The organism is Ignatzschineria larvae DSM 13226 (genome assembly GCF_038500265.1).
In the GTDB taxonomy this organism is placed as follows: domain Bacteria; phylum Pseudomonadota; class Gammaproteobacteria; order Cardiobacteriales; family Wohlfahrtiimonadaceae; genus Ignatzschineria; species Ignatzschineria larvae.
On the sequence record NZ_CP150637.1, the window covers coordinates 775,708 to 799,831 of the forward strand.

The 24,124-nt window shown below is 39.8% G+C and carries 20 protein-coding genes; 7 read left to right on the plus strand and 13 right to left on the minus strand.

Annotated elements, in window-relative coordinates; translation table 11 throughout:
• Positions 1-3: 3 nt before the first annotated feature.
• Positions 4-438: an ExbD/TolR family protein gene (locus WMO13_RS03355; RefSeq protein WP_026878310.1), complete on the plus strand. Its 435-nt coding sequence runs from the start codon at positions 4-6 to the stop codon at positions 436-438.
• A gap of 88 nt (positions 439-526) precedes the next feature.
• Here WMO13_RS03355 and WMO13_RS03360 read toward each other — a convergent pair whose 3' ends face one another.
• On the minus strand, positions 527-2,392 hold the full coding sequence (locus tag WMO13_RS03360) for a Na/Pi cotransporter family protein (protein ID WP_026878311.1): 1,866 nt from the start codon (positions 2,390-2,392) through the stop codon (positions 527-529).
• A gap of 479 nt (positions 2,393-2,871) precedes the next feature.
• On the opposite strand from WMO13_RS03360, the gene xerD reads away from it, so the two are divergent.
• Positions 2,872-3,780 (plus strand): site-specific tyrosine recombinase XerD, encoded by a 909-nt coding sequence (gene xerD, locus WMO13_RS03365; protein ID WP_026878312.1) that lies wholly within the window; start codon positions 2,872-2,874, stop codon positions 3,778-3,780.
• Between the two features lie 229 nt (positions 3,781-4,009).
• On the plus strand, positions 4,010-4,738 hold the full coding sequence (locus WMO13_RS03370) for a thioredoxin fold domain-containing protein (RefSeq protein ID WP_026878313.1): 729 nt from the start codon (positions 4,010-4,012) through the stop codon (positions 4,736-4,738).
• Between the two features lie 245 nt (positions 4,739-4,983).
• On the opposite strand, the gene yhbY is transcribed toward WMO13_RS03370, so the two are convergent.
• A complete protein-coding gene (gene yhbY, locus WMO13_RS03375) occupies positions 4,984-5,292 on the minus strand; it encodes a ribosome assembly RNA-binding protein YhbY (RefSeq protein ID WP_026878314.1) in 309 nt (102 codons plus the stop codon).
• 49 nt (positions 5,293-5,341) lie between these two features.
• Here yhbY and WMO13_RS03380 point away from each other — a divergent pair, with 49 nt between their 5' ends.
• From WMO13_RS03380 to ttcA, 4 genes are all read left to right on the plus strand, one after another.
• On the plus strand, positions 5,342-5,626 hold the full coding sequence (locus WMO13_RS03380; protein WP_156923240.1) for a hypothetical protein: 285 nt from the start codon (positions 5,342-5,344) through the stop codon (positions 5,624-5,626).
• A gap of 227 nt (positions 5,627-5,853) precedes the next feature.
• Entirely contained in the window at positions 5,854-6,480 is a 627-nt protein-coding gene (gene rlmE / locus WMO13_RS03385; RefSeq protein ID WP_026878316.1) for a 23S rRNA (uridine(2552)-2'-O)-methyltransferase RlmE, read from the plus strand.
• 405 nt (positions 6,481-6,885) lie between these two features.
• Complete coding sequence (gene ftsH, locus WMO13_RS03390) at positions 6,886-8,766, plus strand: ATP-dependent zinc metalloprotease FtsH (RefSeq protein WP_034855206.1); 1,881 nt, start codon at positions 6,886-6,888, stop codon at positions 8,764-8,766.
• A 155-nt stretch (positions 8,767-8,921) separates the two neighbouring features.
• A complete protein-coding gene (gene ttcA / locus WMO13_RS03395; protein ID WP_084331411.1) occupies positions 8,922-9,851 on the plus strand; it encodes a tRNA 2-thiocytidine(32) synthetase TtcA in 930 nt (309 codons plus the stop codon).
• A gap of 57 nt (positions 9,852-9,908) precedes the next feature.
• On the opposite strand, the gene WMO13_RS03400 is transcribed toward ttcA, so the two are convergent.
• From WMO13_RS03400 to elbB, 11 genes are all read right to left on the minus strand, one after another.
• On the minus strand, positions 9,909-10,811 hold the full coding sequence (locus tag WMO13_RS03400; protein ID WP_026878319.1) for an AEC family transporter: 903 nt from the start codon (positions 10,809-10,811) through the stop codon (positions 9,909-9,911).
• Positions 10,812-10,835: 24 nt separating this feature from the next.
• Positions 10,836-11,993 (minus strand): N-acetylglucosamine-6-phosphate deacetylase, encoded by a 1,158-nt coding sequence (gene nagA, locus WMO13_RS03405; protein WP_051396078.1) that lies wholly within the window; start codon positions 11,991-11,993, stop codon positions 10,836-10,838.
• A 279-nt stretch (positions 11,994-12,272) separates the two neighbouring features.
• On the minus strand, positions 12,273-13,292 hold the full coding sequence (locus WMO13_RS03410) for an SIS domain-containing protein (protein WP_026878321.1): 1,020 nt from the start codon (positions 13,290-13,292) through the stop codon (positions 12,273-12,275).
• Positions 13,293-13,436: 144 nt separating this feature from the next.
• Entirely contained in the window at positions 13,437-14,315 is an 879-nt protein-coding gene (locus tag WMO13_RS03415) for an ATP-binding protein (protein WP_026878322.1), read from the minus strand.
• Positions 14,316-14,500: 185 nt separating this feature from the next.
• Positions 14,501-15,460 (minus strand): acetyl-CoA carboxylase carboxyl transferase subunit alpha, encoded by a 960-nt coding sequence (accA, locus tag WMO13_RS03420; protein WP_026878323.1) that lies wholly within the window; start codon positions 15,458-15,460, stop codon positions 14,501-14,503.
• Positions 15,461-15,540: 80 nt separating this feature from the next.
• Positions 15,541-16,905, minus strand: a complete 1,365-nt coding sequence (locus tag WMO13_RS03425) for a class II 3-deoxy-7-phosphoheptulonate synthase (RefSeq protein ID WP_026878324.1) — start codon at positions 16,903-16,905, stop codon at positions 15,541-15,543.
• 338 nt (positions 16,906-17,243) lie between these two features.
• Complete coding sequence (gene ilvC, locus WMO13_RS03430; RefSeq protein WP_026878325.1) at positions 17,244-18,260, minus strand: ketol-acid reductoisomerase; 1,017 nt, start codon at positions 18,258-18,260, stop codon at positions 17,244-17,246.
• Between the two features lie 349 nt (positions 18,261-18,609).
• On the minus strand, positions 18,610-19,122 hold the full coding sequence (gene ilvN / locus WMO13_RS03435; RefSeq protein ID WP_026878326.1) for an acetolactate synthase small subunit: 513 nt from the start codon (positions 19,120-19,122) through the stop codon (positions 18,610-18,612).
• An 11-nt stretch (positions 19,123-19,133) separates the two neighbouring features.
• Positions 19,134-20,876 carry a biosynthetic-type acetolactate synthase large subunit gene (gene ilvB / locus WMO13_RS03440; protein ID WP_026878327.1) on the minus strand — a complete coding sequence of 581 codons (1,743 nt, stop codon included), beginning with the start codon at positions 20,874-20,876 and terminating at the stop codon, positions 19,134-19,136.
• A gap of 230 nt (positions 20,877-21,106) precedes the next feature.
• Complete coding sequence (locus WMO13_RS03445; RefSeq protein ID WP_342386905.1) at positions 21,107-22,390, minus strand: homoserine dehydrogenase; 1,284 nt, start codon at positions 22,388-22,390, stop codon at positions 21,107-21,109.
• A 454-nt stretch (positions 22,391-22,844) separates the two neighbouring features.
• Positions 22,845-23,528, minus strand: a complete 684-nt coding sequence (gene elbB, locus WMO13_RS03450; protein WP_245601159.1) for an isoprenoid biosynthesis glyoxalase ElbB — start codon at positions 23,526-23,528, stop codon at positions 22,845-22,847.
• Positions 23,529-24,124: the final 596 nt, after the last annotated feature.

Sequence of the window (24,124 nt, forward strand, 5' to 3'; positions counted from 1 at the left end):
AATATGTCATTTGGTCGTTTACGGGAAGGTGGAGAGCAATCTCGGGCTGAGATTAATATGGTGCCACTCATTGATATTATGTTGGTACTTTTAGTAATCTTTATCCTGACAGCGCCTTTAGTCACACAGTCTGTCAAATTGAAATTACCCGAAGCGGTGGATCTTAAAGAGACTGTAGCGGCACAAGAAGTAGATAAGCCTGTATTAATTGCGATTAATGCTGATTCAGAACTCTTTGTGAATGATGAATTAGTTTCCCAAGAGGAAGCACTTGATAAGCTTGCCCTCATTAAATTAGAAGCCGGTGAGAAATTACCGATGGTACAACTGCATATCGATGCCTCTGTGCCTTATGAAGAGGTGAATAAAATTGTGACCATTCTCAGTAAAGTAGGCTTGGCAAATATCGGTTTTGTGAGCTTACCGGAAGAGCAGTAAGCATCGACTGCCTACATAATATCGTTTTATTCATTAGACAATAGAAGTGTAGCCTGTATTTGAGTACTTGGAGATGGTGATAAGCAATTTATAAATCTCCATTATTCATCTCCATAATATTATCAATGTTTTGTAGAAGATTATTATCCTGAATAGCAACGAGTTTTAGAATATTAAAGAGACTCTCCACTATTTGAGTTGTATATTCTAAGTCATTAAGAAGAGAGCTGGTGTTAAACCCATCAAGGATATTCTCTTTAAGTGCTTGATAAACTTTGTTGCGAAATTGACTCTCAAAATTACGAGAATCTTCGATTAGAGGGGTTAATGAGAGATGATCAAACTCTGATTTGAGATCACTATTCTCTTTCAATTGTATGATTTCTGCTTGAATTTGGTAGGCTATTTGTAGGTTTTTGACGATATAGTTACGTAACTCAATATAGAGAGGTTGTGCAGGGTTTCCCTCTCTTGTGAGATAGTAACGCAGGTTTTTTTGTAAATGATGACTATTTTTCACGGCTGAAACTAATTTAAAAGCAATAACCTGAGACGTCATAATGACTGTTTGATAAGCTTTATCGGCTTCATTGTAATCAATTTTACTAATGAATGTGAGGAGCTCACTATATCGACTTTTAATCTGTTGCCGATAAAGTTCATCGGCATCAAAAGGATTGAGGTCTTGATATTCGATGATTGTGCTCTCTTCTGTATTCTCAACCGTCAAAATCGTTGTTTTCAGTAACAAAATATGACAGATCACCTCTAATGTGACTCGGGAGAGAAGCTGTAGATCTTGTAGTACTGCCTGTGTTGCTGTTTGCGTTGAGGAGAGAGCGCTTTCAATAAGGAATGGTGATGGAGCACTCTCTTCAATATTGGTTGTTTGAGGGTGAGTCGTTTGTGTTTCAATCAGTTGCTCGGGTGTGGGAATATTGGGAATGACTTTCTCTAAAAAAGTGGCCAGAGATCCCTTTAAAGGCCAGAAAATTAGCAGCCCAATGACATTGAAGAGTGTATAGAAGAGGGCGATTTGAATGAGTGCATTAAATCCTAAGTGCGTACTAATCAGGTTAATCAATAGTAATAGCGGTTTGAGTAATAGTAGAACGATGATTCCCGTTCCGGCGTTATAGATCACGTGCGAAGCCGCGACTCTCATGCCGGCACGATTCCCCCCTAAAAATCCAAGTATTCCTGTGGCCATTGCACTACCGACAATCGCACCGATCGTGAGGGCAAACCCTTGTGTTGTATCGATCTGTTCAAGGGAGAGCATCGTGAGAATTAACATTAATGTTGCGTGGCTTGATTGCAGAATAATGGTTAATACTAATCCTACGAGCACAAGCAGTAATATTCCAATCCAACCAGAAAGTGTATAGGAGAGAATATCAAAATCTTCGGTAAAGGCAGAGAATCCCCCTTTAATAAGATCAATCGCAAGGAGAATAAAGGCAACGCCAATGAGTACTCTGCCAACAGATTTTGCACGTTTTCCGGCGAAAGAGGCGAGAATACCAATGACGATAAGTGGGTAGGCAAAAGGACTTAAACTCACATTTTGACCGGCTAAAGCGAGAAGCCATATCCCCCCACTTGAGCCAACATTAGCACCAATAATGATCCCAATTCCTGCTGCGAGAGTGATGAGGTTTGTGCTGATAAAAGCAATAATAAGGAGAGAAACAACGGTCGTTGATTGTAAAATGAGTGTTGAGGAGATCCCAAATAGTAAGCTTTTGAGTGGTGTTTCTGTGCTTTTGGCTAATATTCGTTCTAATTTACCGCCAGCTAATTGTTGTAGACCATCTTGCATACATTGCATACCAAAGAGAAAGAAGGCAAGACCGGCACAGAGCTCTAACCAGCTACTGCTACGGTAGAAGGTATAGAGTAAGATCAGTAAAATAAGTAAAATGATTCCATTTCGGAAAAATTGTTTAGTCACAGGTATCACCGAATGTGTCATCAGCTTGAGCTATTGATTAATCTATATATTGTAGTAATTGCTAGGATTAAATGTATAAAGAGCTGAGTCATTAATGTTAAAATTTAGAGTTCTAAAAATTTATTATTGTATTTGAGATTATTTTTTTTGAAGCCTTGAGTTGAGGTTTTGAAGCGATTCATTGATCTATTGAATGTCTAGGTACCAAGTTTATGGCTTTTATAATTCGTGAGGTGAGTTTATGAAAATATCAGATCAGTGGATAAGGTCAATAGATAAATGCACTAAACCACTAAATCACTAAATTAATGATTCGTTATTATAAGTGATATATCATAAACTATTTTTATAAATAAAATGTTTATAAATAAAAGGTTAGGTAAGCATTGCGGAAATAGGTTCGTATTGAAATATTGTTGAGCTCATATAAAGTCTCGTCAATCGTTGTTATAAGCGAATAGTCATAAGGAATCAATAGAATGCAGAAATTTGAAAATCCATTAGATCGGGAGATTGTAGCTCGATTTGGAGAGTCTCTTCTCTTTGAGAAGGGCGCGAGTGATTTGACGGATCTCTCTTATATGCAAGATCTGCAAAAATTAGCAAAGTTTTTGATGCTAGAAGAGACCTTGTTACAAGATGCAACGAGTGAACAGTTATCGCAATTTTTTGCACACTCTTTAGAGAATGAAGCGAATCCGCGGAGTCTGGCGCGTTACTTATCTTGCTATAAACACTTCTATAATTTTTTGATTATTGAAAAAATACGCGAAGAGAATCCTACCGAAGGGATTAGCTTGCCTAAATTCCATAAACCATTACCGGTGGCACTCTCTTCTGAGGATGTAGAAGCCTTATTAAGTGCGCCGGATAGATCAACTCCTCTAGGATTACGAGATTATGCGATGCTCGAATTACTCTATTCTTGTGGATTTCGAGTGTCAGAATTAATCTCTCTTGCCTATAGTCAGATTAATTTTGAAGTGGGTTATGTGCGCGTAATCGGAAAAGGCGATAAAGAGCGGTTAGTGCCTATCGGTGAGATGGCTTTAGAGGCTGTCAGTGATTATATTCGGGAAGCAAGGCCGCTATTATTGAAGGGGCGAACAAGTGATACCTTGTTTGTCAGTAATCGGGGCTCGGCAATGTCCCGGCAAGCTTTCTGGTATATCATCAAAAAATATGCTGAACAGATCGGCATTCAAGGCGAAATTTCACCGCATACTCTGCGCCATGCGTTTGCGACACATCTCGTCAATAATGGAGCTGATCTTCGCGTAGTACAGTTACTATTAGGGCATAGTAGCTTATCTACAACACAAATTTATACACATGTGGCTAAAGAGCGTTTGAAAAAACTACATGCACTTAATCATCCAAGAGGGTAATAATGTGTGGCTCATCAATGAATATAAAGTAGGCTAACTGAGGGAGAGTGCGAGTAATCTTAGTCAAATAACCAGAAGAGTAACATTCTATTTACTTTGTAAGTGATTAGTGAATAGGGTACACTCAAAGCAATTAAATTGATGTGTTATGTTGAGATAACAGATAAAATATTCAGCGATAGAGATTCAGACACATTGATAGAGATTTAATATTGAATAAAGGGTAGTTATGAAAAAATTATTATGGGTTGCAATGACCGCTGCAGGATTGGGTTCAACGGCTATGGCGGATGTGAATTTGAAGCATTTTAATGATCTCATTCAAGGCGTCACGATTGAGAAAACACAACCTTCTGAAATCGAAGGTCTGTATGAAGTCTTTGTCAAAGAGACACCTTACCCAATCTTTATCTCTAAAGATGGTCGTTATATGTTAGAGGGAAATGCTGTTGATTTAGTGCGAGGTATTAATCTCAGTGAAAGCTATATTAATTCTCATATCAAAGAGAAGATCAATCAAGTGAATGAGAAAGATATGGTGATTTATAAAGCACCTAAAGAAGAACAGGTTATTACCGTATTTACCACGACTGATTGCCCATTTTGCCGGATGTTGCATTCTCAATTAGACGATTATTTAGCCGAAGGGATTACAGTTCGTTACTTGGCATTCCCTTATCGGGGCTTGAATTCTCAAGGTTATCAAGACATGGTATCGGTCTGGTGCTCTGATAACCGTAACGAGGCATTGAACCAAGCAGTGGCATTTGCAGAAGCTAAAAAAGGAGAACAAATTCCGGTGAAATCCTGTAATAATCCTATCTCTGATCAATATCAATTGGCACTTGAGCTAGGTGTACAAGGAACGCCGGCAATTATTCTTGAAGATGGCTCTATGATTCCTGGATATGTTCCTGCTAAAGAGCTTAAAAAACGCATTGAGATGAAAGGTCTTTAATAGGTCAAGTCAGCTTAAAGTCGAAAATCTATTCTTATCAGTATTGGAAGTGGTTAATAACGATAGATGTTGTTAAAGCAAAATAGAGGATAAGGGTACTACAATAAAAGAGCACTACAATAAAAGAGCACTACAATAAAAGAGTACTACAATAAGCAAAGGCCACCGATTGGTGGCCTTTTGAAATAGATTTTTGAGATTCCTTAGGTCCTTTAAATAGATCTTTTAAATTTTGATCTATTTAACTATTTAAAGTTGAAGATGATTTTAGGATCTTCGTGATTACGTTTAAACAGGATAATGGTTGCGCCAATTTTTTGAATCAATGAAGCATTAAGTGCCGTAACGATCTCATCTGTGATAGACTCTCTCTCATCGCGATCACGTCCGGCGAGCTTAATTTTGATAAGTTCATGGTGGGCAATTGCATTTTTCGCTTCTTTGATGAAGTTTTCTGTAACGCCTTTGTCCCCTAAAATTAACACAGGATCTAAATGATGTGCTTTAGCTTTAAGGAATTTAATATGTTCAGTTGTGAGTTTAATTTGTGTCATGAATAGTGAAAATAGTTCTCAGAATAAAAAGGTAAGCCTATCACACAATATGCAGTTACGTCATCTTTTTAAAAGTTTGAAGGCACTTGCATTTGGTATGATTGTGGCGGGAATTATCTTAGTAATTATCGTAGGGTACATGGATTTAACCCCCGGTATTGAATTTGCTATTCTACTCTTTTTTGGATTTGCTGGCGGTTTATATTTAGTGGCAAGAGGGAAATCGATTCTTCTACAGCATCAATTAGCAGAAGAGCGACATCAGAAAAGAGTCAATGAGGAGAAGCATAGTCAGGCAGCAGATGAGACCGAATCTGTTGATCAAACTGAGTAGAGAAAAGCACAGGTTTAAAATAATGATTGAAAATAACGGTTGAAAATAAAGAGCTTGAAGAGAAAGAGTTTGATCTAATAAAGTCTGAGCTTACAGGTATCGATCGATAAAGCTGAATAAAATAGGTTGCTAGTTAAATTAAAATTAAGTGATTTTAATGAATCATTTGAATAAATCATTTGAGTAGCAATGGTGAGAATAGTAGATAGAACATAAAGATAAAAATTATGGCAAAAAAGAGAAGTGCAAGTAGTACAAGATGGCTAAAAGAACATATGGATGATGAGTTTGTCATTCGCTCTAAGAAAGAGGGGTGGCGTTCACGAGCAATCTATAAATTACAAGAAATTGATGAGAAAGATCGTTTATTCAAACCTGGCATGACGGTTGTCGATTTAGGGGCCGCACCAGGCAGCTGGTCACAATATGCGATGCATAAAGTCGGGCATAATGGCAAGGTGGTGGGTCTTGATCTATTGCCCATCGATCCGTTAGCAGGTGTTGACTTCATTCAAGGGGATTTCCGGGAAGATGAAGTGCTTGAGGAGCTCCTCACTATTTTAGATGGGCGAAAAGTGGATGTCGTGCTTTCCGATATGGCACCGAATATGAGTGGTATTAAAGGGGTTGATCAGCCTAAAACGATGTACCTTCTAGAATTAGCATTAGATTTTATTCAAGGGAATTTGAAACCGGGAGGAGACTATCTGCTGAAAGTGTTCCAAGGGGAAGGATTTCAAGAATATTATAAAGCTTTACAGCACAACTTCACAAAAGTGGTCACTCGTAAACCTAAAGCTTCTCGGGCGCGTAGCGCGGAAATTTATCTCTTAGCAAAAGGATTTAAGGGTTAAGTAAAAGTTGCTTTTCGAGATTAAGTCTTATAATAAGATTTCAGCGATCTAAAATAATGGTAAAATAGAGTGCTGATGTTAGCGGAAATAGTTTATGTCTTTCTATAATTTTAACTTGAAACTATAGAAAAGATCCCTACATTATGATGAATGCTCCCTAAAGCAGGGTAGACTTCTTGTAATTAAGGCATAATAGAGAATGAAAGATGATGATAGGGACAATATTTGCTAATATGTTTTGCTAGAGTTTGCAATTGCAAAAATATAAATATTTTTATTAGTAAGATACATGTTTTAACGATCAGGATATCTTAACTTACTTACATCTAATTAGCACAAAGTTAGTCGAGTAATTGATGCAACAACGATGCTAATTTATTTTAACTATAAATAGGGGTTAATCTTTTGAAGTATAAAGGAAGAGATATAGCTTTATGGCTCGGCATAGGTATTTTAGTATTTATGCTATTTCAGGGCTTTGGCGGTAGTGGAGGGAGAGAAATTCCCTATTCGGAATTTTTAAAGCAAGTAGATAGCGGGCAAGTGCGTGAAGTACAGATGAGTGGCCCTAATAGTGCAAATATTGAAGGTGTTACCTCTGATGGTGTGCGTTTTTCTACTTATAATCCTGAAACAAATAATGGCCCACTCGTCAAAAGTTTAATGGATCAGAATGTGCGTTTTACAGGTAAGTCTTTGCGTACACAAGGACTTTTCCTGTCGGTATTCTTGAATCTATTACCAATTTTATTGCTTTTAGGTTTCTTCCTCTTTATGATGCGTCAATCTGGTGGCGGTGGTAAAGGTGGACCGATGAGTTTTGGGAAATCAAAAGCGAAGATGCTAACCCAAGATCAGATCAAAACGACCTTTGCAGATGTTGCTGGTGCAGAAGAAGCGAAGCAAGAGGTAGGCGAGATCGTAGATTTCTTACGTAATCCAGGTCGCTTCCAAAAATTAGGCGGTAAAATCCCTCGTGGTATTCTAATGGTAGGATCACCAGGAACGGGTAAAACATTATTAGCAAAGGCAATTGCCGGTGAGGCGAAAGTCCCATTCTTTACAATCTCCGGTTCTGATTTTATGGAGATGTTTGTTGGGGTGGGTGCTTCTCGTGTACGGGATATGTTTGAGCAGGCGAAAAAGCACGCACCTTGTATCATCTTTATTGATGAGATTGATGCGGTTGGTCGTCATCGTGGTTCCGGTATGGGTGGTGGTCATGATGAGCGTGAACAGACATTGAATCAATTACTTGTGGAAATGGATGGCTTTAGTGATAACCAAGGAATCATTATTATTGCAGCGACAAACCGCCCTGATGTCCTAGATCCTGCATTACTGCGCCCAGGTCGTTTTGATCGTCAAGTAGTTGTGCCATTGCCTGATGTAAAAGGTCGTATTGAGATCCTTAAAGTGCATCTTCGTAAAGTGCCAACGAATGCGGATGTGGATATTGAACAAATTGCACGTGGAACGCCGGGCTTTTCAGGTGCTGATTTAGCAAATCTTGTGAATGAAGCAGCGCTATTTGCAGCACGTAAGAATCAAAATGAAGTTTTTCTTTATGATCTTGAAGAAGCAAAAGATAAAATCATGATGGGAGCCGCCCGTAACTCAATGCAGATGACCGATGATGATAAGAAATTAACGGCTTATCATGAGGCTGGACACGCTATTATTGGCTATCGCTTGAAGTCAGATCCTGTCTATAAGGTCACGATTATTCCGCGAGGTCGTGCGCTAGGAGTGACAATGACATTACCTGAGCGTGATCATGTGAGCGTACCGCGTAAATGGCTTGAGAATAAGATGGCAATGATCTTTGGTGGTCGTATCGCCGAAGAGCTAATTTTCGGTTATGATGCAGTCACAACTGGGGCTGCAAGCGATATTCAACATGCGACATCGATGGCAAAGAAAATGGTCACAGAATGGGGTTTATCTGAGACGATGGGTTTTAGAACCTATGCTGATAGTAATAACTCCTATTTAGGTAACCAAAGTGGCAATCCTGCCGGAATTTCTGATGAGACGGCACGTCAAATTGATCTTGAAATTCGCGCAATTATTGATCGTAACTATGAGCGTGCTGAAAAAGTGCTCAAAGACGACATCGATAAGTTGCATAAGATGGCAGAAGTTCTGCTAGATATTGAAACGATTGATGCGAATCAAGTCGAAGATATTATGGAAGGTCGTCCTATCCGGGGATTAGACCAAAAGCATGATGATCCTGCTTCGCTAGATATGAGCAATCCACCGAAAGTTGATATTGTTTCATAAGCTTAAAAAGCATGAGGAAAAGATTGAGAGAGATTCTTCATTTTCCAATCAATAATGAAAAGCCGCTTTCGTCAATGAAAGTGGCTTTTCACTTTTCAGTTAATAGGTTGTTTTGAGATATCTCATTGCGACCGGATTTTTTATTAGAGTTTATTATGAGTCAAACTATTCATCAGCAATCTATTACAGATCTACTACAAACGACCCGAACACAATCGCCTAATTCTACCGAGAGCGAGGGATTATTAACGGATACCGATGTTGATACTGTGTATCAAACTCACATTAAGGCTACTCGTTTAGCGAAACTCGAGAAACAGCTTCGTCATCAAGTCGGTAAAGCCGTCATGGATTATCAAATGATTGCCCCCGGTGATCGGATTATGGTCTGTCTTTCTGGTGGGAAAGATTCCTATACGATGTTGGAATTACTACTTCTACTACAGAAGCATGCGCCGATTGATTTTGAATTAATGGCAGTCAATTTAGATCAGAAGCAGCCTGGGTTTCCCGAGCATATTTTACCGGCATACCTTACGGATTTAGGGGTACCCTTTCATATTATTGAACAAGATACCTATTCGATTGTCACTGAGAAGATCCCGGAAGGAAAGACGATGTGTAGTCTCTGCTCAAGGCTTCGTCGTGGCTCTCTCTATACTTATGCAAAAGAGAATAACTTCAATAAAATTGCGCTTGGCCATCATCGAGATGATATTGTGGAAACGCTATTTATGAATATGTTCTTTGGCGGCACAATGAAGGCAATGCCACCTAAGTTACAGAGTGATGACTTTGATAATATTGTGATTCGTCCGCTTAGTTATTGCCGAGAAGTCGATATTGAAGAATATGCAGCTCTCAAAGCCTTTCCAATTATTCCTTGTAACCTCTGTGGATCTCAAGAAGGGTTGCAGCGTCAAGAGGTAAAGTCGCTGCTTCAAGATTGGGAGCGCCGTTATCCTGGGCGAATTGACAACATTTTTAGAGCGACCAAAAATATCCGTTTATCACAAATGTGTGATACGGAACTATTTGATTTTGACTCATTTACAACGAATAGAGAATATGTAAAATCTTCTTAATTGCACAAGAGTTAGATCGCCTGATCTTTCGATGGACCTCTTTTTGATCAATCCTTATTAGATAATAAGGTAGTAGAAGAGAGGGACCGTAATAAAAGAGAGCGGGATACCAATGGCTGTCATGATCGAAGCGAGCTCACCATCTAAGCCTTTTTCAAGGGCAATAATGACGGCAATCACCATCGGTGCCATTCCTGCCTGCATTAAGACAATCTGGTTAATATAGACGTTCGGAGAAGCGTAAATAAATAATAGAATACCCAACACAATGAGTGGGAGCAGAATGAGTTTAATGATGAGCCCAATACTGAGATAACCAACCAGTTTTTTATTGCTAGGTAACGCTAAACTAGCCCCGACGGAGATCATTGTTAAAGGTGTAATGAGAGAGCCAAAAGCTTCTAAAGTATAGGTGACAAATTCAGGGTAAGTAAACGGTTTGAGTAAAAAGGCCAGTATCAGCGCAATAATCGGTGGATATTTGAGTAGTACTTTGAGGTTTTTAATAATAGAGACTTGCTCACCGCTATAAAAATCAGCAATGAATGCCCCAAGAGTGAAGAGTAAAATGAAGTTTGATTGGTCAATCCAGAGAGCGATACCAAGATATTGTTCCGTGCCCATCATTGCTTGTATTAAGGGAATACCAACAAAAGAGGTGTTAGAAGTACCGGCAAGGAGAATAAGGGTTCCCATAGTAATACGGGACATCGGAATGAAGATTCGTAGAATATAGACAAGTCCGATTGTAATAAAGAAGAGAATCCAAGGGGAGAGGAGCGGGAAGATTGCTTCGAGAGAGAAGGCTTGAGAGTGAACTTTATCTAGGATCAGTGCTGGCAGGGCAATGGTGATAGCGACGCGGTTGAGAGAGTAGATAAATTCTTTTTTGCAGGTAATTGCCGCTGTCACCGCTTTACCTGCAATAAGACAAGCGATGATCAAAATAATGCCATTCATTGAAGAGGCCTTTAAAAAAAGATGTTATTTGAAAAAAACCGGGGATATTTTATCATCTTTTAGTACGTTGATCATTGCTTTATTCCCTTTCTTGAGATAACCATACTGAATTGATTGAATAATTTGTGCCGGTATTGAGGTTGCCATTGCAAGGGCATCTATAAGTGGAATATCAATCGAATGGAGGGTATTGAGCAAGGCTTGTGCCATATCTAAATGCGCGCCGGCAAGAGTACCGTCAGCATTCACTAATCGCCCATCCCGAAGATAGATCATCTGATCATCCAGTTGAAATTGATTCTGTATTGCGCCAATAGAGCTCATTGCATCGCTTACTAAGAAGAGTTTACCTTTGGGTTTGCTACGATAGGCGAGTTGAACCATCAGTGGATCGACGTGTAAGCCATCGTGAATGATCGAGGCGTAGCTTTTCTCTGCTTGAATTGCAAATCCTGTGGTCCCAGGTTTACGAGATTCCATTGCCGGCATTGCATTGTAGAGATGTGTAAAACCTTGTAAGCCTGCAGCAATAGCCTCCTTTAATCTTTCTGGACTTGCTTCTGTATGACCAGCAAAGACGATTACGCCTGCTTTTGTTAGTTTTTCAATGAGCTTAAGTGGGACTATTTCAGGTGCGAGAGTAACCAGTCGTACCATTTCATGATGCCCGCAGATGGTATCTATTAAATGATCACTTAAAATACGTAAATTAGCCGCAGCATGGATCCCTTTGCGTTTAAGATTGATCATCGGCCCTTCAATATGGATACCAAGTAGCCCAGGTAATGAGGCTTTCATCCCTTGAGACACTGCCTTTATACCTTGTTCAATAGTATTATCATCAGCACTAATGAGTGTTGGTAAGAGGGCAGCCGTTCCACGAGCTTGATGTGCTTGAAGAATCGTTTTAATGCCTTTTAAATTGGGTTCATCATTGAACAGCACACCGCCGCCCCCATTGACTTGTAGATCAATGAATCCCGGCATTAATAGATCACCACAATCATATTGTTCATAAGTAGCAGGAATGGTTGTTTGAGGAACGATTTCTATGATAACCCCTTTTTCAATCAATAATGCGTGATCTTGATAGAGCGTACTCCCATCATAAATTTGAGGAGCAAGTAAAGCGCAAGATGATTGAGTATCGATTGCCGAAAAGGAGGAGATTATAGGGTTCATAATATGAGTCAATTTGGTTTGAGAAAAATGGTTTTTAAGCAACGAGTAAGATTTTAAAAGATCACCAATTTTACTAAACAACACTTGCAAGATGCCGGATAGAACAGCTTTCTTGCCTCGATCAACTGATGCGCCGGCATTTCAATGAGCTTATTTTAAACCGATCTTGCGATAAAATAAGCCCCTTTGATTTTATCTCGAGTATGTCATTGAAGACCCATTAAATGATCGTGTAATCACGACTTAATAATGGCTCAATGGGTAGTGCAATGATAATAGTTAAATGGTTTCAGTGACTTTCTTTAAATTAGGGGGTACATCAGGGTTGAGTCCACGATGTTGTGATAGTTTTTCGATCACTCGATAGTAACCACTAATTTGTACCAGCGGTTGTAGTAAAGGATGCACTTCAGGAATAATAAGCGTATCTTCACTACTTTGTTTACTATCAATCGCAAAAATTCTTGCGCCAAAGCTCTCTAATTTTTTATTAATTTCAATCGTTGATTCCCGAGAAGCATCTGAACCGATAAAGCTAATAATCGGATATTGTGGCGTAATCAGTGAAGCTGAACCATGGAAAATCTCTGAAGCCGAAATACCTTCAGCATGAATTTGACAAGTCTCTTTCAATTTAAGAGCTGCTTCTGCGGCAACGCTTAAGCCAATACCTCTACCAATTACAAATAAGTCTTTGGTATGAGATAAGCTTTCAATAAGCTCAGGCCATTCCGTAACTGTCACTTGATCTAATACAAAGGGGAGATTCATCAGCCCATCAGCGAGGGCACTATCCTCACTCCAAGCAGCAAAGATCGAAGCATAGACAGAGAGACTACCCACAAAACTTTTGGTTGCCGCGACACTCTTCTCCTCACCCGCTTTAATACCAAAGAGAAAATCGCATTCTTGTGCAAGCGGTGATTTCTCATCATTAATGATGCCAATGATTTTAGTGCCTTGCTGTTTCATCATTTTTGTATAACTGATGAGATCAGGGCTTTTACCCGATTGAGACGTTACAATCAAAATGGCATTATCGCTATTTAAGGCTTGTTCGTAAATAGACGCAAGGGATGGAGCCGCCACGGAAACAGGAATCCCTAAGCCAATTTCAAAGAGGTATTTGCCGTAAATTGAGGCATTGTATGAGCTACCGCGACCTAAGGTGATGATCTGCGTTGGTTTTGCTTTTTTGAGGTACTCGGCTAATGCAATTAAGGTTGAGGCATTTGCATCTTGTTGTCGCTCGATGACATTTGGGATATCTAGGATTTCCTTGACCATATAAGTGGACATGTTCACTTCCTTTTGTCTGTAGAAAAATTCGGATTATGTCAGGATGATCGATCTTGAGATCATAAGACGATGTATGACTACGATAATTCTATGATTGGTTTAATTTTAATACTCGATCTATTATTTAGATTGAGATTTTGGGGATTATTGTGCTTGTTGTAATTGTCGTTGTCCAACAAATTGCTTTACAAATTGATATGCAACTCGCCCGCTTCGGGCACTACGGGCTTGGGAGAATTGTAGAGCCGCGCGTTTTACCTCATCATCAAAATTGATATCTGGGGCAAATTCTTGTAACCAACTCTCTACAATAGCTAAATATTCTACTTGAGAGTGAGGGTAGAAATTGATCCAAATACCAAATCTTTCAGAGAGAGAGATCTTTTCTTCCACTGCTTCTTGAGGGTGAACTTCTTGTGCATTGTATTGTGCAAGGTTATCTTGCATCGATTCAGGGAGTAGATGCCGGCGATTAGAGGTTGCATAGAGGAGAATATTAGGGGCAGGGCTTGATAATGACCCATCAAGTAATGCTTTAAGCGGTTTGTAACTCGGATCATTCGCCTCAAATGAGAGATCGTCACAGAAAATGATGAAAGAGTAGGGGGCATTTTCAAGTAATAATAAAAGCTCTGGTAGATCTGCTAGATCCTGACTCTCAATCTCGACCATTTTGAGGTTTTGAGAATGGTAGGTGGCTAAAATCGCTTTGACGATAGAGGATTTTCCAGTACCCCGAGCACCTGTGAGAAGGACATGATTGGCCGGTAATCCTGCTAAAAATTGCTCTGTATTTTCTCTGATCTGGGCAACTTGTTGGTCAATTCCTTGAAGTTGACCGAATTCAATAGTAGCAGGGCGTATTATCGGCACAAGCCTACCAAATCGGGAGTGTCGTCCTTTTTGCCAGCGGAAAGCAATCGCTTGCTCGAAATCAAAATCATGTTGTTCTGGGGGTAAGAGAGGATCTAAGCGATCAAGCATCTTGGCTATTTTTTGCAGATAGGGAAGCAACTGATCCATAAGTAAGAAACCTCATATTCCATATAAATGGGTAATGTAAGTGGGCGATAGTATATAAATATACTATATACCGATAATTATCAGCTTAAGGTAAAAAATGTCAATATGCAGAAGATTATTGAAAAATTTTAGATAAAAAATGAGCGATGGTCTTTTGTGAAGAACCACCGCTCAGATAGGACTATTTACTTGGTTTTAAATTGACCATAAGCCATAATTTTTTCATAACGCTTCTCAAGAAGCTCATCCACTGAAAGGGCAGAGAGCTCATCGAGTGCTGCATTAATCTCTTTCTTAATATTATCGCTCATCTCTTTGTAGTTACGATGTGCACCACCTTTTGGCTCTTCGATAATACCATCAATCAATTTAGCATCTTGATTCTTAGGTGCTGTCACGCCCATCGCTTCAGCTGCTTCCTTGTTTTTCTCAGCACTTTTCCAGAGAATAGAAGCACAGCCTTCAGGAGAAATAACTGAGTAGATGGCATATTGCAACATCATCACGCGGTCACCTACGGCAATGGCTAATGCGCCACCAGAGCCACCTTCCCCTGTAACCGTGCAAACGATTGGAACGCGTAATTTACTCATTTCAAGCAGATTACGGGCAATGGCTTCACTTTGACCACGCTCCTCAGCACCGATACCAGGATAGGCGCCTGGTGTATCGATAAAAGTGACGACCGGAATATTAAAGCGCTCTGCTAATTTCATTAGACGAAGTGCTTTACGATATCCTTCAGGGCGGGGCATACCAAAGTTACGTTTGATCTTCTCTTTAGTATCACGACCTTTTTGATGGCCAATAATCATCACAGAACGACCATCAATACGACCTAATCCACCCACAATTGCAGCATCATCGGCATAAGCCCGATCCCCATGTAACTCTTGGAAATCATCACAAATAAGATTGATGTAATCTAAAGTGTAAGGGCGAAGCGGATGGCGTGCTAATTGCGTCACTTCCCAAGATGAAAGCTTGGAAAAAATTTGCTCAAGTTTGCTATTTTGTTGCTTCTCTAATGCTTCAATTTTATCTGAAACATCAATATCTGTATCTTGCGCCCAGTTTTTCAGTTCGTTAATTTTCGTCTGTAATTCATTAATGGGCGCCTCAAAATCGAGGTAATTCGTATTCAACACAATACTCCTAAGTAAATCGATATGTTCTATAAAATACCATATCTACACGCAATAGTAAGCTAAAGAATTATACGCCATTATACGCGTGCAGGAATCTTTTCGCGATGTTCTTTCAATTTTGAAGAGATTTGGAATGCTAATTCTAAGCTTTGTTGTGCATTTAATCTAGGATCACAGTGAGTATGGTAGCGATCTTCTAGATCTTTAGAAGTGATATTTTGTCCGCCACCTAAGCATTCCGTAACATCGGTACCGGTCATTTCAAAGTGAACACCACCCGCATAAGTTCCTTCTGCATTATGGGCATCAAAGAAGTTAATGACTTCAGCTAGAATACGATCAAAAGGTCTTGTTTTATAACGGTTTTCTGTGATTGTATTACCATGCATTGGGTCACAGCTCCAAACTACATTTTTACCTTCTCGTTTAACCGCGCGTAAAAGGCGAGGCAAGTGATCAAGAATATTATCCGCACCCATACGCGTAATCAATGTTAGACGACCCGGCTCATTATGTGGATTGAGCGCATCAATTAAGCGAATGAGTTCATCTTCATCCATTTTTTGGCTCACTTTTACGCCGATAGGATTAGAGATGCCTTTTGCAAAGTGAACGTGTGCGCCATCTAATTGACGCGTTCTTTCTCCGATCCAAAGCATGTGGGCAGAAGTATTGTACCAATCGCCTGTGGTGGAGTCTGTACGCGTCATTGCTTCTTCATAAGGAAGAAGTAGCATCTCATGAGAGGTGAAGTATTCTGTTTCTCGGATAATCGCATTGTTTGGATCAACACCGCAAGCTTGCATGAATTTAAGCGCATCTTGAATACGAGTTGCAAGGTCAATATAGCGCTCAGCTTGTGGTGAGTTAGCAACAAAACTCATTGTCCAGCGTTGAACCCGATGAAGATCAGCATAACCCCCTTTAGCGAAAGCACGAAGTAAGTTGAGCGTTAATCCAGATTGCGCATAAGCTCTCCAAAGGCGTTCAGGATCTGGTTCTCTTGATTCTGCAGTAAAGGCAATATCATTAATTACATCACCACGATAGCTTGGAAGCGTGACGCCATCGATAGTCTCTTCATCAGAAGAACGTGGTTTGGCAAATTGTCCGGCAATTCGACCGACTTTAATGACGGGGCTACTCGCTGCAAATGTGAGTGTGACGGCCATTTGTAGTAGTACTCGGAAGGTATCACGAATGTTATCTGAACTAAAATCTGCAAAGCTCTCAGCGCAATCACCACCTTGAAGTAAGAAGGCTTGTCCATTCACTGCATCTGCAAGTTGTGACTTCAGTGAGCGGGCTTCACCGGCAAATACGAGAGGGGGGGCTTTACGCAGACGCGCTTCTACGGCTTTCAGGGCAGCTTGATCTTTGTAGGTTGGGAGTTGTAAAGCAGGGAAGTCTCTCCAACTAGAAGGGGTCCAAATTTGTGTCATAATTTTTCCTATTTTTATCTCATTGAGCTTGATGAATAAATTGATAATAAACAATTTACTTTTTTGTATCTAGTTTTGTCTATTTGTTATTGTTTAAATAATGTTTGACCATTACGAAATACCAAGGTAACAAGGGAATAGAGTGTTGATGAATATACGCTCTATTTGACTGTTACAGATTTTGATCTATTCATTTTGAATAAATTAGTCGAAAAAAATGCCTTAAGAGATTACGCTTAAGGCATCCATTTACTGTTTTATCAGTCTAATGATTTTAATTCATCCTCTCGTAGTGAAGGGATTATTGAGAGAGTGCTAAAATAGCACTCCCTTATTCATTAGTTTTTAGTTTGATCAACAAGGCTATTTTCAGTGATCCATGGCATCATTGCACGGAGTTTAGCACCTGTTTTCTCAATTGGATGTTCTGCTGTTAAGCGTCGACGAGCTGTCATTGAAGGATAGTTAATCGCACCTTCTTGAATAAACATCTTGGCATATTCACCTGATTGGATACGATAAAGCGCTTTACGCATCGCTTCTTTGCTTGAAGCATTGATCACTTCAGGGCCGGTAACATACTCGCCATACTCAGCATTATTAGAGATAGAGTAGTTCATGTTCGCAATACCGCCTTCGTACATGAGGTCAACAATAAGCTTTAACTCATGTAAGCACTCAAAATAAGCCATTTCAGGTGCATAGCCTGCTTCTGTCAAGACTTCAAAACCGGCTTTCACAAGTTCAACGGCGCCACCACAAAGTACTGCTTGTTCACCGAAAAGATCTGTTTCAGTCTCTTCTCTAAATGAAGTTTCGATAATACCTGCTTTACCGCCACCATTTGCAGAGGCATAAGAGAGCGCGATATCACGCGCTTTACCTGATTGATCTTGGTAAACAGCGATTAATGATGGAACACCGCCACCTTTCACATATTCAGAGCGAACAGTGTGGCCTGGGCCTTTTGGAGCAACCATAATGACATCAAGGTCTTTACGAGGCACGATTTGGTTATAGTGAATGTTAAAACCATGAGCAAAAGCAAGTGTTGCACCTTGTTTAAGATTTGGCTCAATCGCATCACGATAGATCGCAGGTTGATTTTCATCAGGAAGTAATACCATGACTAAATCTGCTTCTTTAGTGGCTTCAGCAATCTCTTTGACATTGTGGCCAGCATTGACTGCTTTATTCCAAGAAGCGCCACCCTTACGTAGGCCAACGATGACATTGACACCTGAATCTTTAAGGTTTTGTGCATGTGCATGACCTTGTGAACCGTAACCAATGATGGCAACAGTGGTATTTTTGATTAAGGAGATATCGGTATCTTTATCATAAAAAACGTTCATTTCTTTGTCCTTATACTTAATATGTTATGTATCTGATGTTATCTATCAGTATATTTGTTTGTATCAGTGAATAATAACTCTTTGATGATTATCTATTCCCAAAGCTAATTACCGAAATTAATACTCGTAACATTAATTATTTGTAATAACTTTCTTTTGTACTCATCAAGCCTAAGTCTATCTGGATCAGATGATGATAGTTGAAAATCAAAGAGCTAGCCCACTTATTCATTAGGTTATCAAAATTGAAGCGTACCTCTATTGGTATACAACAATTTGATATGTAAATCTATGCACTGTAGTTTTTTTCGTCAGTTGCAGGATTATTGAGTGATGCTTTTAGGGAAAATTAGAGTACAAGCCCCTTGGCACCTCTCACTAAACCGAGTGCTCCTGAACGCACAATCTCAATGATGCCAAGTTCAGTGACCGCGACAATAAACGCATCGAGTTTATCTTGAGTGCCTGTCACTTCAATAGTGTAAGAGTGCGGAGTTACGTCAATAATCCGTCCTCTAAACATCTCATTGATCCGAAAGAGTTCAGAGCGATTCTGCCCTTCGGCTTGAACTTTAATGAGCATCATTTCTCGCTCAACATGTGCGCTATCGCAAAGATCAGTGAGTTTCACAACATCAATGAGCTTATTAAGCTGTTTGACGATCTGTTCAACCATATGATTATTGGCAATAGTGACCAGTGTTAATCGAGAGAGTGAAGGGTCTTCAGTAGGGGCAACACAGAGACTTTCAATGTTGTATCCTCTTGCTGAGAAGAGATTCACTACTTTTGAGAGTGCGCCGGCTTCGTTCTCCATTAAGATCGAAATAATATGACGCGATGTTTCAGTATTAAATGTCATGTTTTTCTCCCTTAAACTTGGCTTAAGCCGTCTTTTACAGTGTTTTCCATCTTATCGCGACCGGCAAGGATCATTTCGTGATGGCCTTTTCCTGCGGGAATCATTGGGTAAACGTTCTCGCTTGGGTCGGTGATGAAATCGAGGAAGATGGTTTTATCTTTCTGTTTGAAAGCTTCTCTTAAAGCGGGTTCAACATCACTGGGTTTACGAATTTGAACACCGCTATGACCATAAGCTTCCGCTAATTTAATGAAATCGGGTAATGAGTCAAAATAGCTCATACAGTAACGTTTTTGGAAGAAGAATTCTTGCCATTGACGTACCATGCCGAGGTAACCATTATTGAGGTTGATAATTTTAACCGGTGCACAATACTGCAGCATCGTTGAAAGCTCTTGCAACATCATCTGAATACTACCATCGCCGGTAATGCAGGCAACATCGCGATCAGGGCGAGCAATTTTAGCCCCCATGGCAGCAGGTAAACCAAAGCCCATTGTGCCAAGCCCCCCTGAATTGAGCCATTGACGTGGTTCATCGAAAGGGTAGTATTGTGCCGCCCACATCTGGTGTTGACCTACATCCGACGTTACAATAGCGCGCCCTTCGGTGACTTCAAACAGTTTTTCAACGACAAATTGGGGTTTAATGATAATGTCGCTATTTTCATAAGCGAGTGATTTCATCGCGCGCCATTCATCAATCTGTTTCCACCATTTCTCGAGCGCTTCTTGATCCAATTTTCCTTGTTTTTCAGCATGGATCGCATTGAGCTCTCGGAGTACAGGCTTTAATTGACCTACGATGGGTAGTGTTACAGGGACATTTTTGGCGATAGAGGCGGGATCAACATCCACATGAATAATCTTCGCATCTGGGCAAAATTGCTCTAATGTGCCGGTAATTCGGTCATCAAAGCGAGCACCTAAAGCGACTAATACATCGCACTCATGCATTGCCATATTCGATTCATAAGTTCCATGCATGCCGAGCATACCAAGGAATTGCTGATCGGTTCCTTCATAAGCCCCTAAGCCCATTAAGGTACTGGTAATTGGTAGATTGAGCGCTTTGACAAATTGACGAAGTTCCTCATGAGCTTCACCAATAATCACGCCACCGCCGGTATAAACCATAGGGCGCTTAGCCTGAAGGATCAGATCATAAGCTCTAGCGATCTGTTTAGAATGGCCTTTAATCGTGGGATTATAAGAGCGCATTGTAATCGTGTCAGGATAATCAAATTCTGCTTCTTGAACTGTAACATCTTTTGGCAGATCAATAACAACAGGGCCAGGGCGACCTGTAGTTGCAATATAGAATGCTTTCTTGATTGTCTCAGCTAGATCTTTAGCATCTTTGACAAGGAAGTTGTGTTTGACACAAGGAAGGGTAATTCCGACGGTGTCTACTTCTTGGAAAGCATCATTCCCAATTAAGCTTGTGGCGACTTGTCCTGAGAAGACAATCATTGGGATAGAATCCATATAAGCAGTTGCAATTCCGGTGACAGCATTGGTAAGACCTGGACCTGATGTGACCAGGACAACGCCGGGTTTGCCAGTTGTTCGTGCATAGCCATCAGCCGCATGAGTTGCAGCTTGTTCGTGGCGCACTAGGACATGTTCAATTTTGTCTTGTTTATAAATTTCATCATACAAAGGAAGTACGGCCCCACCGGGGTACCCAAAAATACATTCCACGTTCTCCTTAATTAAGGAGTGAATGACGATTTCTGCACCGCTTAATTTCACAGGATCTCCTCATTTTTAATATCGAGTTATTATTTTAAATTATTATTCTAGGCGGACTCAAACTGCACAAGGCCTTGATCCTCCAGAAAAATATTACGTTCCATTATGGATGATCGTGGGTAAAGTTGTGCAGTCTAATTGTTAGCTTTTTTAGTATCGTGTGTATACTTGTAAAAAGACTCCTCAAGGTCAGGGTCATCATTTCGCTCGTTTAAGACGCGATAATGAGATTAAAACATCTCTATCCGAATCGATTTTGTGTTAACAACGCCTTCATTTAACATAGCACTATTCAGTAGTTTTTCTACATTTTCTTCAATAGTTTTTGCAGTTAATATGATAATTGTATGATTTTCATCATAAATTTTAATTTTAAAAGCACTTCTTAATATTTCTGAAGCCACTTCTGCAAGCTTCTCAGACAGTGTTTTTAGATCCGTCTTGGCATCGCACTGACAGTTGATATAGTAACGAGATTCAAATTGGCTTGTTGTAATAATCGGTGCTTCTATTAATTGATGGGAATCAAATCCTAATGCCGGCGCACTATGCTTCACTGTTTGATTATGAGCGATTTCTATCAAATCAGCGACAACGGCAGAGGCAGTGGCTTCACTGCCAGCACCTCGACCACTCATAAATTGCTCGCCTACCGCATTCCCTTGAATGAAAATACCATTGAGTACTCCTTGAACTTGGGCAAAAGGGTGTGTTAAAGGCACTAAAGTAGGGTGGACACGGAGTTCAACACCTTGTTCACTCTTTTTGGCAATCCCTAAGTGTTTAATAGCAAATCCCTCACTATGGGCAATAGCAATATCTTCCGCACTAATTTGTGTGATCCCTTCGGTATATACGGCATCAAATTGAAGCGGGATTCCGAAAGCTATTGAGGCAAGAATCGTTAATTTATGTGCGGCATCAATACCTTCAATATCAAAGGTTGGATCAGCTTCAGCGTAACCGTGTGCTTGAGCCTCTTTAAGACAAAGTGCAAAGTCACTCCCTTTACTGCTCATTTCGGTGAGGATGTAGTTAGTAGTGCCATTGATAATCCCCATTACGGTATTAATTTCATTTGCAGCTAAACCTTCCCGTAGACTCTTTAGAATTGGAATTCCCCCGGCAACAGCCGCTTCAAAGCGCAAGAAAACGCCATTTTCTTCGGCAAGCGTTAACAGTTCAGTACCATGTTTTGCGATCAGTTCTTTATTGGCAGTAATGACGGATTTACCATTGGTAAGCGCTGTTTTGATATAACTGAGTGCCGGTTCAATACCGCCGATTAATTCGATGACAATATCAATATCAGAGTGATTAATAATCTCATTAATATTAGTCGTGAGATTAAGGTTGTAGGGGTTTTCACGTTCTAAAGAACGAACATAGACCCGTTCTATAATGGGCGTTTGTCTTATTCGGCGTGCAATCGTTTGTTGATTTTTATGAAGAACTGCAGCAACACCAGTAGCAACTGTGCCAAGACCAATTAATCCTAATTTAAGAGGCTCCATAATAGATAAAATTTCTCCGATGATGATTAACGATGATAATTAAAATAAGTGGCTATCAAATATATGAAAATGCGTTACCTATTGTTTAGATACTGTAAACGCTAATGATCTTGCATTGCAAGTAGATTGCTATCTGTTCAACGAGGATCATAATGTATGAGTCAGCAGTGCGGTTATAGGATTGTAGGTGGGTAGACCATCTCTGCCGCGTGACCTTGTGGGTTCTAATCTGCAACACTCTTGGCAGTTTACCTGATTTTTAAGTAATAAGAAAACCTGTATAAATCTTATACAGGTTTAAATTGGATAATAGAATAAAGTTTGATAATTGTCGACGATATAGCACTTGTTGAATTAACCGTGATAGCTCAATAAATGATAATTGTTATTATGCTACAGTTATTGTGCTACAGCGACCAGGCTACTATTTTATCCGAGCTAATATTTTATCGAATTACAATTTCTCTAATCCTTCCACACAAGCACTTGCACCTAAGAAAATCTCATAAGGCGTGGCATTACCCTCCATATAGGCACCACTTGTAATCAAATGATTCTTCTGATCGATATGCGCTTCATTTAAGGCTGTTTCTACATGGGTGATATTCCACGCTTTTAATGCGGGTAGAAAATCCCCGGCATTAGTCGCTTTACCAAATGAAATAGAGGCATCTTGAATCCCTTTCGTTTTAAGGGCAATCGCAAGCGCCATAGGCGCGGCACAAATGGCAATAATAGGTTTTTTGAGTGTTAACGCTTCGATTAATTGCGCTTCAATATCGCTTTTTAAAGTGGCATCAACGCCTTTCTCTAGAAAGTTAGTGAAGTTTTTAATGACGCCAAAACCACCTGCCATGGCAATGCCTGAAACTTCATTAAGATTCAGTTCATGGATCGGTTTGATTTGACCGCGGGCAATACGCGCAGCTTCCACTAGAATATTGCGGTTCGGTTCCATCGGCTCGCCGGTAATATGATTAAGTGTATCTTGTTGTAAGCGATCGGGCGCATAAAATTGGACCTGGTAACCCGCTTTAGTAAGGGCGATATTGAGTGCTGTCGCTTCTGTAATTTCAGCGCCATCAAGATGGCCACAGCCGGCGAGAATTAAGGCGAAAGTTTTATTCGATTTCATCATATTCATCTCCTAAATATAGTTATTAGTCATAGGTTAGCTAAGTCCATTAGCGATTCCTGATCGATTCGGGTAAATCCTTTTATCTCAAGCTTAATCAATTGTTGATTATACTTATAGTAGGTATTTCCTAGCAGTTGTCACCATAATAACGATTTATGAGAGAATTATCGACCGATACTATTGAGATGAAGTGTTTGTAGAGTGATTTTAGTGACATTTCTGGTTGTAATGATTTATGGTTTTAGGGTTCAGTAATAGCATGAGACGTTGTACAATGAAACGCTCTTATAGAGTTAATCATCATTTGTATCTTGATAGTGGTCTTGCCGATAGTGGTCTTGTTGTAATCAAGATATTATTTTTAGCTCTCTTTGGATTATTTTGCTAATAAATATGGCTATCTAACTGTAAAATGATTAAGTCGTAGAATGGCTATATGAAAATGAGTCTTTTTAAAAGAGTGGTTTTGTCAGGATAATTATGATTTGTAAAAGATGATTTAGAATGTGAGATGATACCAATAGTATCAATGCTGTTAGCAGTCAGCGCATTATAATGAATAATTTTGACCGTGAAATGGGCGTAGGAGTCATTGT

Coding starts and splice junctions, on each gene's coding strand:
- ttcA (WP_084331411.1), top strand. CDS start 8,922: ATGAGTCAAACTATTCATCAGCAATCTATTACAGATCTACTACAAACG.
- nagA (WP_051396078.1), bottom strand. CDS start 11,993: ATGAACCCTATAATCTCCTCCTTTTCGGCAATCGATACTCAATCATCT.
- xerD (WP_026878312.1), top strand. CDS start 2,872: ATGCAGAAATTTGAAAATCCATTAGATCGGGAGATTGTAGCTCGATTT.
- WMO13_RS03355 (WP_026878310.1), top strand. CDS start 4: ATGTCATTTGGTCGTTTACGGGAAGGTGGAGAGCAATCTCGGGCTGAG.
- ilvC (WP_026878325.1), bottom strand. CDS start 18,260: ATGAACGTTTTTTATGATAAAGATACCGATATCTCCTTAATCAAAAAT.
- elbB (WP_245601159.1), bottom strand. CDS start 23,528: ATGATGAAATCGAATAAAACTTTCGCCTTAATTCTCGCCGGCTGTGGC.
- yhbY (WP_026878314.1), bottom strand. CDS start 5,292: ATGACACAAATTAAACTCACAACTGAACATATTAAATTCCTTAAAGCT.
- WMO13_RS03400 (WP_026878319.1), bottom strand. CDS start 10,811: ATGAATGGCATTATTTTGATCATCGCTTGTCTTATTGCAGGTAAAGCG.
- WMO13_RS03410 (WP_026878321.1), bottom strand. CDS start 13,292: ATGTCCACTTATATGGTCAAGGAAATCCTAGATATCCCAAATGTCATC.
- ilvN (WP_026878326.1), bottom strand. CDS start 19,122: ATGACATTTAATACTGAAACATCGCGTCATATTATTTCGATCTTAATG.
- WMO13_RS03380 (WP_156923240.1), top strand. CDS start 5,342: ATGCAGTTACGTCATCTTTTTAAAAGTTTGAAGGCACTTGCATTTGGT.
- WMO13_RS03425 (WP_026878324.1), bottom strand. CDS start 16,905: ATGACACAAATTTGGACCCCTTCTAGTTGGAGAGACTTCCCTGCTTTA.
- WMO13_RS03370 (WP_026878313.1), top strand. CDS start 4,010: ATGAAAAAATTATTATGGGTTGCAATGACCGCTGCAGGATTGGGTTCA.
- WMO13_RS03415 (WP_026878322.1), bottom strand. CDS start 14,315: ATGGATCAGTTGCTTCCCTATCTGCAAAAAATAGCCAAGATGCTTGAT.
- rlmE (WP_026878316.1), top strand. CDS start 5,854: ATGGCAAAAAAGAGAAGTGCAAGTAGTACAAGATGGCTAAAAGAACAT.
- WMO13_RS03445 (WP_342386905.1), bottom strand. CDS start 22,390: ATGGAGCCTCTTAAATTAGGATTAATTGGTCTTGGCACAGTTGCTACT.